Source organism: Arcticibacter tournemirensis (assembly GCF_006716645.1).
GTDB lineage: Bacteria > Bacteroidota > Bacteroidia > Sphingobacteriales > Sphingobacteriaceae > Arcticibacter > Arcticibacter tournemirensis.
In genome coordinates, this window is the sequence record NZ_VFPL01000001.1 from 4,548,220 (window position 1) to 4,560,240 (window position 12,021).

9 protein-coding genes are annotated in these 12,021 nt (G+C 42.6%); 4 read left to right on the plus strand and 5 right to left on the minus strand.

Annotation, left to right across the window (positions count from 1 at the left end; genetic code table 11):
* Positions 1-58: 58 nt before the first annotated feature.
* Entirely contained in the window at positions 59-2,659 is a 2,601-nt protein-coding gene (locus BDE36_RS18895) for an FtsK/SpoIIIE family DNA translocase (protein ID WP_141816114.1), read from the minus strand.
* Between the two features lie 628 nt (positions 2,660-3,287).
* Here BDE36_RS18895 and BDE36_RS23805 point away from each other — a divergent pair.
* Entirely contained in the window at positions 3,288-3,446 is a 159-nt protein-coding gene (locus BDE36_RS23805; protein ID WP_161987711.1) for a hypothetical protein, read from the plus strand.
* Positions 3,447-3,519: 73 nt separating this feature from the next.
* Here BDE36_RS23805 and BDE36_RS18900 read toward each other — a convergent pair whose 3' ends face one another.
* From BDE36_RS18900 to pyrF, 3 genes are all read right to left on the minus strand, one after another.
* Positions 3,520-3,741 (minus strand): PspC family transcriptional regulator, encoded by a 222-nt coding sequence (locus BDE36_RS18900; RefSeq protein ID WP_109416625.1) that lies wholly within the window; start codon positions 3,739-3,741, stop codon positions 3,520-3,522.
* Between the two features lies 1 nt (position 3,742).
* A complete protein-coding gene (locus BDE36_RS18905) occupies positions 3,743-5,020 on the minus strand; it encodes a DUF2851 family protein (RefSeq protein ID WP_141816115.1) in 1,278 nt (425 codons plus the stop codon).
* A 160-nt stretch (positions 5,021-5,180) separates the two neighbouring features.
* Complete coding sequence (gene pyrF, locus BDE36_RS18910; RefSeq protein ID WP_141816116.1) at positions 5,181-5,996, minus strand: orotidine-5'-phosphate decarboxylase; 816 nt, start codon at positions 5,994-5,996, stop codon at positions 5,181-5,183.
* A gap of 342 nt (positions 5,997-6,338) precedes the next feature.
* Between pyrF and rho the strand changes: the two genes are divergently transcribed.
* Together rho and BDE36_RS18920 are read left to right on the plus strand one after the other, a co-directional pair.
* Positions 6,339-8,051, plus strand: a complete 1,713-nt coding sequence (gene rho, locus BDE36_RS18915) for a transcription termination factor Rho (protein ID WP_141816117.1) — start codon at positions 6,339-6,341, stop codon at positions 8,049-8,051.
* A gap of 72 nt (positions 8,052-8,123) precedes the next feature.
* Positions 8,124-8,816, plus strand: a complete 693-nt coding sequence (locus tag BDE36_RS18920) for a CDP-alcohol phosphatidyltransferase family protein (RefSeq protein WP_141816118.1) — start codon at positions 8,124-8,126, stop codon at positions 8,814-8,816.
* Positions 8,817-9,013: 197 nt separating this feature from the next.
* On the opposite strand, the gene folK is transcribed toward BDE36_RS18920, so the two are convergent.
* Entirely contained in the window at positions 9,014-9,886 is an 873-nt protein-coding gene (gene folK / locus BDE36_RS18925) for a 2-amino-4-hydroxy-6-hydroxymethyldihydropteridine diphosphokinase (RefSeq protein ID WP_141816119.1), read from the minus strand.
* A gap of 86 nt (positions 9,887-9,972) precedes the next feature.
* Between folK and sppA the strand changes: the two genes are divergently transcribed.
* On the plus strand, positions 9,973-11,739 hold the full coding sequence (gene sppA, locus BDE36_RS18930) for a signal peptide peptidase SppA (protein ID WP_141816120.1): 1,767 nt from the start codon (positions 9,973-9,975) through the stop codon (positions 11,737-11,739).
* Positions 11,740-12,021: the final 282 nt, after the last annotated feature.

The following is a 12,021-nucleotide window of genomic DNA, read 5'->3' on the forward strand; positions in this document are numbered from 1 at the left end:
CTTTATACAGGCATGACAGACAAAAGATGAGAGCCATACCTTCTGCAAAGCCATATCGCTATTCATTATTCAGATTATCCAGGAATTGTTCCAGGGCATAATCGTCAGGCAATAACACCTCACGGGCTTTACTGCCTTCAAAAGGTCCAACTACTCCGGCGGCCTCCAGTTGATCAATTATGCGTCCGGCCCGATTATACCCCAGCTTCAGCTTTCGCTGAATAAGGGAAGTTGATCCCTGCTGATGCAATACTATAAGGCGCGCGGCATCTTCAAACAATGGGTCACGGTCATTGGGATCAAAATCCTTGACACTTCCGCCTTCACCGCTCTCATCAACATATTCGGGTAGCAGCCATGCAGATGAGTATCCCCGCTGCTCTCCTATGAAATCAGAAATACGTTCTACCTCGGGCGTATCTACAAATGCACACTGAAGACGTATCAGGTCGCTCCCCGTAGAGAGAAGCATATCTCCCCTTCCTATCAGCTGATCGGCACCGCCCGAATCCAGAATGGTCCGTGAGTCTATCTTGGAAAGCACTCTGAAAGCCAGTCGTGCAGGGAAGTTGGCTTTAATAGTACCGGTAATGATATTGACCGAAGGCCTTTGAGTAGCAATTACAAGATGTATACCAACGGCACGTGCCAATTGTGCTAAACGGGCGATTGGCGTTTCTATCTCTTTCCCGGCAGTCATCATTAAATCGGCAAACTCGTCGACAATTAAAACGATGAAAGGCAGAAAGCGGTGTCCCTCTTCAGGATTCAGACGTCTGTTTATAAACTTCTGATTATATTCCTTCAGGTTACGTACATGGCCATTCTTCAGCAGGTCATACCGCTGGTCCATTTCAATACAAAGTGAATTTAATGTATTGATAACCTTTTTGGTATCGGTAATGATCGCATCCTCCTCTCCCGGAAGCTTCGCAAGAAAGTGCCTTTCTATCTTCTTGAAAAGAGTAAGTTCTACCTTTTTGGGATCTACCAGCACAAACTTCAGCTGAGAAGGATGGAGTTTATACAACAACGAAACCAGAATGGCATTTATCCCTACAGACTTACCCTGGCCTGTTGCTCCTGCCACCAGCAAGTGAGGCATTTTAGCAAGATCGGCTATATACACCTCATTCGATATCGTTTTTCCAAGCGCAATCGGAAGATCCATGTGCGTATTTTGGAACTTCTCTGTGGCCATAACGGAACGCATAGCGACCATTTCCGGCTGTTGATTTGGAACCTCAATACCAATCGTTCCCTTTCCTGGCATCGGTGCAATGATACGTATACCCAGAGCTGCGAGACTAAGCGCGATATCATCCTCAAGATTTTTAATTTTGGATATACGTACGCCCGGTGCAGGTATGATTTCATATAGGGTAACCGTGGGACCGATAGTAGCCTTAATCTTATCAATCTCTATATTATAGTTATTGAGAGTTTCGACGATCTTGTTCTTATTAGCTTCAAGTTCCTCTGTGCTCACTGATATCTTATTAGACCGGTGATTCTCCAGAAGGTCGAGATGCGGATACACATACGAAGAAAGATCGAGCTTCGGATCGTATTGCCCGAACTGCTCAACCAGATCTTTTGCGGTCTTTTCTTCAGCAGTCCTTTCTATTGTAAGTTCGGGTTCAGGCTTAGACACTTCAGGCTTAATATAATCCGAATCAGCAGGAACAAACTTTGGTACATTTAAGGCTGTCGCAGCTGCAGCCGTTTCAAGTGGTACAGTCCGAGGCACTACCGTTTCACCAGCAGCAGAAAATGTCGTTTCTACAGGAGGTACGATCCTTTCCTGCTTTAACGTTGTACTTTCGCTTCCTTCAGCAAACTTTTCTTCTGCAAGTGTTTTCTCTCTTCTCCTGTTATTCAAAGGGAACTCTACCGGCTCCGACTTTATCTCATCTTCCAGCTCAATCTCATCAGGCACAGCCGGAACTTCCAGCACTGTTTTTTTCTCCCTTGCCGGAATTTTAAAATCAATATTATAGGCAATAATCAAGACCGTCAATGCGGCAAACCCAAGTAAGCCTGCAATGCCAGCATTCCCAATCTGAGCCTGCAGCAACCGGTTTGTCCAGAACCCAAATTCACCCTCAAGAAAATGCGGGTAATCTGAAGTAAAGCTGTGGAAAAAAGCCAACGTTAAGGAAATGAATATTAAAAGAAAAAACGAATACCCAAGGGCTTTAGAAATGGATACAACATGAACTTTAAAAAGCAGGCGGTAACCAATAATAAATAGTATCGCTATGAAAATAAAGGATGCAACCCCAAACCATTCGTAAATAAACTGGTGGGATAGCAAAGCACCAAATTTTCCGAGCCAGTTTTCAACTATAGGCGTTTGAACGTCAGACTTTGCAAGCTCTTCGCTGGTTTTGAAAAGATTACTCCAGCCACCGTTGACATCGAGCACATAACTTTGGTCCTCTTCCCAGGTAAACAGATAAGAGCAAAAAGCAACCATGAAATAGAGTGAGAGCACCAGGAAGAATAATCCCAGTATCTTAACTACTCTCCCGTTGTTAAAAGTAAATTTTGGTAAGCTCTCGGCTTTCTCCTTCACTAAGCGCTCCCGTCCCGACCCTCTCGGCCTTTCCTCATCCCTAAAACTATTTGATCTGAACTGATTTCCTTTTACCGGCATTTTTTGCGGTTTTAAACCGACAAATATACGAAAGTTTTTAGTTGATAAGACGGGTCCGGAAAGGGCAATCCAACCACCGTTTAACCATATTAAAACATACCTGTATAGATTCGCTCCGCTATCCCGACGGATTATTAAAGAATATATATATTGGTAACATTTCTGTGTTCAATAGGTCCCGGAGAATCTACTGCTTGAAATTCTCAATTGTACCGCCTCCTGTTATCCCCAGGCTATGCCCTGAGTATCAATATTGCCCCACTTCTGCTAATGAATCTCTACTGTGAGTCTACCTTTTTACCCAAAAGGTAGACTCACTATACGCTGAGTCACCCTGATGTGAAGGAATACAGATAGCCAGGGGATATGCAGTAGCAGACCACTCCCGGAGCCTCCCGGCTCCGGGCCATGCCCTTGCCGGGATTGCCAGAACAGCTCAAACCAAAGGAAATCAAGCGCTTAGTTTAAACTGATTATAAATTACAAATACCTGTTTCATCTTTTTGCAGTTCTTATCAACTTTACTTTACATCAGCTAAAGCCGCCGACCTCCGCATCGTGTTACCGTCCTAACCCTGCCCTGTGCCAGCTGCTGATGGCTGAAGCAATTTAAAAAAGGAGAAAATATATGGCAGTAATCGATAGTAAAGGCGGCATCCACGGCACAGCAGGCTCCGTGGTATACCGCAGCTACGGGGGAATGAACATCGTTCAGAGCCGTCCCCGGCGCTTCAAACAAACAGAGGCCAGCCATTACCGAGTTATTGTCATACTGACGGCATTCTAACGGTATGCTTTCAGGCGGTCAAATCTGCCTTAGCTCATCCTGTTAAATCATTACATACAGAATAGAAGAAGCTTTAAAAGTCCCATATCCTGGTTCTGATCCGTTTCATATAATTGCGGATCCCCAGAACAAAAGCTGCCAGGAAATAAAATATAAGCGGAAATCCTACGGCAAGAAAAGATGAATAAATGAAGAACAGGCGGATTTTGGAGATAGACATGTCAAACCTTTCGCCAAGGTAGGTTGAAACTCCAAAAGAGTATTTTTCAAAGAAGGCGATAATTCGTTGTATCATATCAATCGGAATTTATAATCTTAGCTCCGACAGCACAAAATAAACAATTTTTTTTGTCACACCACGATTTTTTTAATTGCAATAAAGCCTGGGACCTGTCGGCATTTCCACACGCTACTCCTATTTCATTAAACCGTTTGGTTATATGATTTGTTTCAGAGGGCAGATTTTCCAGAATATCTACTGCTCTGCGCATAAGATTCTCATCATCAATATACTTTCCATAACTAAAAATCATTACAGCAACGGTATTTATAAGAATGTTATTGATAGCTTCCTGTCCTAATTGTGGGGATACACCAGTGCTAACCTTACCAAGCCGATAGTGATTGTCCCAATAGGGATTGGGGCGCAAACCTTTAAAAAGATCCGCAATTTTTTTTGTTTCCTTAATCTCAAGGATCTGTGAGAATAGCCTCGTCGATTTGAGAATCAGGGCGGAAAACTGTGCTATCCGTAGTGTAGGGAAGTTCTGAGGCCTGAGCCGAAGAAACTTCCATAAATAGGAATCGATAGGTTTCAGCGAATACTTCTTCTTCAAAAAGTGATATTCTTTGGTAAGCAACGATGTGTATACGTCTTGTTGTTCTTCGTTCAAAAGGCCTGCCTGGCCAAAAAGCAGTGCTTCAGTTTGAAGGGGACTATTTTTATGCTTGCCAAGTATCTGCTGAGGAAGGGATCTCGCCAGGAGTTCGAAAGGAAGTGCATTTACTTTGAGTCCGAAGTTTCGGGCAATCTGTATGTAAAAGGCATCATCCCAGCTCCCTTTACATTCCTTTACCAGTGCAAAGATGCCAGAGGACTTTTCTTCCAGGCGTTCTATGAGCATTCTGGACAACCAGTTACCAATATAAATTTCATCTACCTGTCCCATTTGCTTTTCACAAGGTATCCAGCTTAGATTTTCCATCAGCATATGGTAACGTTTTTCGATCCCGGGTATTATATAGCTTTTTAGCTCCAGCGTCGGCGGCTCTGTCCCATCGTTCCTTAACACGGACTTATCATGTTCGTAAACTATATGAAGTACTACATTATTGTAAGCCTCATCCTGACCATGTTTGTGGCGCTCCCAATCGGAAGACTGAATGTGCACCTCTGCATTTCCTGCCCACAGCGTGTTATTAATGCGAACTTTTACATCACTAAAGTCCGGACCGGCATCCTTATTATAAATTCCTGGTGTTATAATTTCGACAGGTTCGGAGTAAATGGTTTTTAAGTCCTTCTGACTAAACTGCCTGAATTTCCATATAAAACAGATAAAGTCCTCGGTCATTTATAGTTATGAGTTATATGTTATGAGTTATGAGTGATTTAAGCCACCGGGGTACGTAAAACCTCCTGTTATATAAAACAAATATGAAGAGCCTAAGGTTTAAAAACAGCTGATTTCTAATACACCTAACTTATAATCCATAATCCATAATTCATAACCACTAAAGCCACGCAGCCATTTCCTGCTGGACCTTCTTCGCTTCCCGTCGTGCAGCCTCCGCGAAATCCTCTCCCGAAGACGCATAAATAATAGCACGCGATGAATTAACGAGTAGTCCGCAATCCTGGTTCATCCCAAATTTACAGACATCATCCAGGCTTCCTCCCTGAGCGCCTACTCCCGGAACCAAAAGAAAGTGGTTAGGCACATGCTTCCTTATAGTAAGGAAGGCCTCTCCTCTTGTCGCTCCCACAACAAACATCATATTTTCATCAGAGCCCCACTCTTTCGCTGTATTTAACACCGATTCAAACAACATCCCGCCTCCATCTGAAGTTAAAAACTGAAAATCCTTGCTTCCCTGATTGGAAGTAAGAGCCAGAAGAATCACCCATTTATCTTCAAAGCTGAGGAAAGGTTTAACAGAGTCGGCGCCCATATAAGGCGCCACGGTCACAGAGTCGAAGCTCATTCCGGAAGATCCCGGATCAAAAAAGGCCTTAGCATACATTTCCGAAGTATTGCCGATATCGCCTCTTTTAGCATCTGCTATGCTGAAGCAGTCTTTCGGGAGATATTCAAAGGTTTTAATGAGGCTTGTCCAACCCGCAAGACCACGGCTTTCATAAAAGGCTGTATTTATTTTATAGGAAACGCAGAAATCTTTTGTCGCATCAATAATCTTCTTGTTAAACTCAAATACAGGATCTTCTGTATCCAGAAGAGAATTTGGAATCTTGTCAATATCTGTATCCAGTCCGATACATAAAAAAGACTTTTTAAGCCTTATCTGATCAATCAATTGTTCGCGTTTCATATTTTATTACTGGTAAAGCCTGCTCCTGGTAATCAAAAAAACATTCATATTGAAGCCATTGGCTCCGTAATGAATACGCATAGCACAAAATAACGAAGTCATCCTGCTTCGTAAAAAGAGGTGTGCAGTTTGCGACACAAAGAAACCAAAACAATAAAGGGCACGAAAATTTTTTTTATTTTTTTGCTATTTCGAAATTATTGCAGTACAATTGTGCCGTTATCTCAGAATGTTATCCTAAACATCGCAGAAAATTCATAACGATTTCTTTAAAATGTTTTTTCTCTGATTGTTGCGGATTTACTCTTACAAACAAAATCCTATATAATATTTCAAAATTGAATGGAAATTACTGAATTGAACGACAAGCTTGTGTCTGAGCTTCGTGAGATTGCCAAATCCTTTGGTATCGAAGGTGCTGATACTTTGCGAAAAGCCGAACTTATAAATAAAATCAAGGAGCAGCAATCACTTATTGAAGCTGCCCGTCAGAGTGAACCAGTTGCCGAAGTTGAGCCAGCGATAGAAGAAAAGCCAAAAAAAAGGGCACGCACTATAAAAACAAAAGCAGAAAAACAACCGGAGTCATCTTCAAGTACGTTATTTGACGCGCCGGCAGAAACTCCTTCAACGGAGCCAGCTCCGGCAGAAGCAGCGCCAGAAGTAGCAACGAAGGCTGAAGCTTCGCCTGCTGAAACCACTCCTGCAGAAAATACAGCGCCTCCTGCCAGGCCAAGAAGGCAGATCACGTTAAAAAAACGTACAGAAGCTGATATAGAAGCTTTCGAAGCAGCTCAACAAGTAGCTCCCGAAGAAAGACCTTCCTCTGCAGCAAGCAGATTTAGCGCTGCCAGAGCCTCTGAAAGAAGTACTGACAGCAGAGCTCAGGAGGCCAGAGCGCAGGAAGCTGCTGGCCTTTCCCCTGCTACCAATTTAGACTTTGACAACGTCATTGTAAATGAAGGTGTGCTTGAAATAATGCCCGATGGCTATGGTTTCCTCCGCTCTTCCGATTACAACTATCTGACGTCTCCTGACGATATTTATGTTTCGCAGTCTCAAATTAAATTATTCGGGCTCAAAACAGGCGATACTGTAAGAGGAAGTATAAGGCCTCCAAAAGAAGGTGAAAAATATTTTCCATTAGTACGTGTAGAAGCTATCAACGGACGGATTCCGGCTGAGGTAAGGGACAGAGTGCCTTTTGATTACCTTACGCCCCTTTTCCCTTTAGAAAAGCTGAATCTGTTCATGGATACAAGCCATAACTCAACAAGGATCATTGACCTGTTTACTCCAATAGGTAAAGGCCAGCGCGGACTGATTGTTGCGCAGCCAAAGACAGGAAAAACCATGTTACTGAAGGATGTGGCTAATGCGATTGCAAAAAATCACCCTGAAGTGTACCTCATTATCCTTCTGATCGACGAACGTCCTGAAGAAGTAACTGATATGGCAAGAAGCGTACGTGCTGAAGTTGTTTCGTCGACATTTGATGAACCTGCAGAGAGACACGTGAAGATTGCTAACATTGTGCTTGAAAAAGCAAAAAGAATGGTAGAATGCGGGCATGATGTTGTTATCCTGCTGGATTCTATTACACGACTGGCCAGGGCCTATAACACCGTTGCTCCGGCTTCCGGAAAAATCCTTTCTGGTGGTGTTGATGCAAATGCACTTCATAAACCAAAACGTTTTTTCGGAGCTGCACGTAATATAGAAGACGGCGGATCTTTAACTATCCTGGCTACCGCCTTGATAGACACTGGTTCTAAAATGGACGAAGTGATCTTCGAAGAGTTTAAAGGTACCGGTAACATGGAACTTCAGCTCGACCGCAAATTATCTAACAAAAGGATATTCCCAGCAATTGATCTTACTGCCTCAAGTACCAGAAGAGATGATCTTCTGCATGACCGTGAAACACTCCAGCGTATCTGGATACTCCGGAATCACCTTGCCGACATGAACTCCCAGGAAGCTATGGAATTCCTGCTTGGACAAATGAGAGGCACAAAATCAAACGAAGAATTTCTTGTTTCAATGAATAGTTAAGACAAAGTGCAGGCGAATAGGAGAAAGTGTAATACTCTTTCTTACCTTTGCGCCTGCACTTGTACTTTTTACATGAAAAAACACATACCAAATGCAATTACTTGTTTCAACTTGTTTAGCGGATGTGTTGGTATTGCCTTTGCATTCAATAACAACCTCATCTATGCAGGCTATGCTATAATTATTGCAGCCCTCTTTGATTTTGCAGATGGTTTAATTGCCCGGGCTCTCAGCGTTTACTCAATTCTGGGTAGGGAGCTTGATTCTCTGGCTGACGTGATCAGCTTTGGACTGCTGCCTTCGGTAATTGTTTACCAGTTATTTCTTGCGGCTCCTCAACTGGGCGAACTGAGTATTTACTTAAATTACTCTGCCTTTATGATCACTATCTTCTCGGCACTCAGGTTAGCTAAATTCAATATTGATGCCCGCCAGACGGATCATTTTATCGGACTGCCTACTCCGGCAAATGCGTTGCTGGTTGCGTCTCTTCCTATGATCATATCTGAAGCAGGAAGCTTTTGGTCGAGCTATATTTTAAATCCTTACTTCCTTTTTATCTTCAGCATTGGAATGGGCTTCCTGCTGGTCATGGAAGTACCACTGATATCGTTAAAATTTAAGTCTTTCGCTCTCAACGAGAACCTCCTACGCTACATTTTACTATTTTCTGCAGCCCTGCTCATCGTGCTGTTTAAATTCGTCGCCGTTCCGTTTATTATCTTTATCTATATCGTTTTATCGGTTATTCAATTTAAGTTTTAAGTAATAGGTTTTAAGTAGTAAGTTCTAAGTAATAAGTTCTAAGTAGAAAGTAATACGTTCTAAGTGATACGTATTGAACGATACATTTCTGATCAATTTCTAACCTATAGGCATTACGCGCAACTCATAACTCATAACTCATAACTCATAACTCATAACTCATAACTCATAACTCATAACTCATAACTCATAACGCCCTACCCTTTCCCCTGAAGGTCGTCTTTTATTTTCTGAAGACCGGCGTAAAGAGACTCGCAGGAGACCTTTAACTGGCTCACCTTTTCCTCTATCTCTTCGGTATGATCAAGATTGCGGGCCTTACGTTCAATTTCAGCCATTTGCTCCTTTGCTGCTTCCACACCCATAAAGGCCAATGTTGGTTTAATCTTATGAGCCACGTCTCCGGTAACTTTCCAATCTTTTTCCTGAATTGCTTTATCCAATTGATCAAAATAGACCGGAGTTTGCTCCATAAAGATGTCGATCATATCAATAATAAACTCGGCATTTCCATCCGCAATATCATTAAGATACGAAAGATCAATATCAAAAGTAGTTTTGTTAATATCCTGGGGCATATTGTTATTATCAGATTCCACTTGTACGTATAAATCGTCAGAAAGTTCGGATAATAGCTCTTTTATCTTCTTCCCTATTAAAGGATGAACCATGTCGGGCGCTATCTCGCATAGTGGCGCTAATGCAAATCTTCTTTCCTGCATTAAGGGGTGAGGGATAACCAGATCGGGTTCGTTAATGATTTCATTCTCATAAAGAAGAATATCAATATCAAGCGTTCTGGACCCCCATTTTTGAACTCGTTCGCGACCCAGAGATTTTTCTATGGCATTTACAGTGAACAAAAGGTCGCGCGGCGAAAGACTCGTAGACACCTGTAAAGCCTGATTCAGAAATTCAGGAAGCCCGGTATTGCCCCATGAGGCAGTTTGATAAATGGAAGATGACTTTTCTATCGGACCTATTTCTCTTTCAATCAAGAGGGCCCCCTCCCGGAGATAAGAGTGTCGGTCGCCCAGATTACTTCCCAGCAACAAATAAATATTTCGCATAAACCTAATTCGGGCTTGTAACGTTTCAAATATATTGATATCTATTGTATACTTGCATATATTAAACACTATAAGATTAGCTTTCGATGAAAGGATTTTTTAAGATTGTTTTCGCTTCAATGGTAGGATTTATCCTGTCGGCCATTGTTTTGGGTATTCTTTTTATTGCCATTGTCGTGGGAATTGTTTCTGCAACCGATGGCGAGAAGGTGACGGTGTCGCCCAACTCCGTTATTCATATGTCTCTCAATGACCAAATTGTAGAGAGAACATCAAAGAGTCCTTTTGACGAGCTTGAACTTACGGGACTTCAAACCAATAAGAACATGGGGTTAAACGACATCTTATTGGCACTCAAGCGTGCTCAGACCGACGATAACATCAAAGGGATCTATCTTGATGTCTCTGGAGTACAGGCAGGAATGGCCACAGTAGAAGAAATAAGAAATGCTCTGATCGACTTTAAAAAGTCGAAGAAGTTTATCCTGGCTTACAGTGAGGTATATACACAGGGCGCCTACTATCTGGCTTCGGTAGCAGACAAGGTTTATATCAATCCGGAAGGGATCCTCGAATTTACAGGATTCAGCTCGCAGGTTACCTTTTTTAAGGGAACAATGGAAAAACTGGAAATTGAGCCGCAGATCATTAAGGTAGGCACATATAAAAGTGCAGTCGAACCATTTATTCTGGATAAGATGAGTGATGCGAACAGGCAACAGGTCACTTCTTTTGTGGGCTCTATGTACGATCATTTCCTAACGCGAATCGGTGCTGCCAGAAGCATCAGTAAAGATTCGCTGTTTGCCATAGCAAACCAGCTGAAGGTTAGGAACGCTTCAGACGCCGTAAAGTTGAAACTGGTGGATGGACTTCGCTATAAGGATCAGGTAATTGACGAACTTAAAAAGCGTACTGGTACCGATAAGAAAGACGATGTTAAAGCTGTTTCTCTTGCAGGCTATATAAAAAACAATACGGTTGAAGATGGTGATATCAACAACAGAATTGCAGTTGTTTATGCTTCAGGAGAAATAACTGGCGGAGAAGGCGATGACGAAACAATCGGATCAGAACGTATTTCGCGCACCATTCGTAAAGTGCGAACAGATGATAAAATAAAAGCTGTGGTATTTAGGGTTAACTCTCCCGGAGGAAGCGCCCTGGCATCTGATGTAATATGGAGAGAAATAGCGCTTACAAGAAAGGTTAAACCTGTGATCGTTTCAATGGGTGATGTCGCTGCATCGGGAGGTTATTACATCGCCTGCGCTGCCGACTCCATTTTTGCTGAACCCAACACAATCACCGGCTCTATCGGTGTATTCGGAATCATACCTAACATGCAGAAATTCTTCAACAACAAGCTGGGGATTACTTTTGATGGTGTTAAGACTGCCGAACATGCCGACCTTGGTACGGTTACCCGTCCGCTTACGGATGCCGAACGCTTAATTATTCAGGCCGAAGTTAACCGGATATACGGCACCTTTACAAAAAGAGTGGCCGATGGCCGGAAAAAGACCCAGGAATATATCAACCAGATCGGGCAAGGCCGCGTTTGGAGTGGTTCCGAAGCGTTAAAAAATGGTTTGGTAGATCGTCTTGGTGACATCGACGATGCCGTCGTATCTGCTGCAAAAATGGCTAAGCTAACAGACTATAAACTAGTTTCCTATCCAACCCAAAAAGATCCGCTTGAATCCATATTCAATACGGGAGAGGATAAGCTTAAAGAGCATTTTACGAAAATGCAATTAGGAGAACAGTATCAATATTACAAACAACTCAAGGATGGTTTGCGCTTTACAGGTATCCAGGCCCGGCTTCCTTATAACATCACTATTAAGTAGATGTTGTAGGATGTGAGTTGACGGTTGAAGGTTGTAGGTTGTGAGATGCGAGTTGTAAGATGTGAGTTGTAGGTTGTAGGTTATAGGTTGTGAGTTATGAGTTATTGATATTGCTGTTGCGGACGGTGGGCTGATTCATGGAAGTTTACAAAAAGGCTACTGGAAACGCTAATAACAATGCAGGACTTGCCATCCCAAAGAGCAACGCGCAACCTGCAATCACTTGTAACTTATATCATACAACTTACATCTCCCTTCATGCAACATGCAACTTACAACTCA